Genomic DNA, 289 nt, shown 5'->3' on the forward strand with positions numbered 1-289 from the left:
ATTTTTAATGTCTTGGAGTCTGTGTCTTTCAACAGACTCTTTTAGTAGCGGGAATCAGACTCGAACTGATGACCTTCGGGTTATGAGCCCGACGAGCTACCAACTGCTCCATCCCGCAATGTATTTTCAATGTCTTGGAGTCTGTGTCTTTCAACAGACTCTTTTTAGTAGCGGGAATCAGACTCGAACTGATGACCTTCGGGTTATGAGCCCGACGAGCTACCAACTGCTCCATCCCGCAATGTATTTTTAATGTCTTGGAGTCTGTGTCTTTCAACAGACTCTTTTA

At 44.6% G+C, this 289-nt stretch carries 2 tRNA genes; both read right to left on the bottom strand.

Annotation, left to right across the window (positions count from 1 at the left end):
* Positions 1-45: 45 nt before the first annotated feature.
* Positions 46-118 (bottom strand) — tRNA-Met (locus HCX49_RS25255).
* Between the two features lie 50 nt (positions 119-168).
* A tRNA-Met gene (locus tag HCX49_RS25260) sits at positions 169-241 on the bottom strand.
* Between the last annotated feature and the right edge of the window lie 48 nt (positions 242-289).

Origin of the sequence: Sphingobacterium sp. B16(2022), from assembly GCF_012030425.1 — a bacterium.
Taxonomy (GTDB): Bacteria; Bacteroidota; Bacteroidia; order Sphingobacteriales; family Sphingobacteriaceae; genus Sphingobacterium; species Sphingobacterium anhuiense.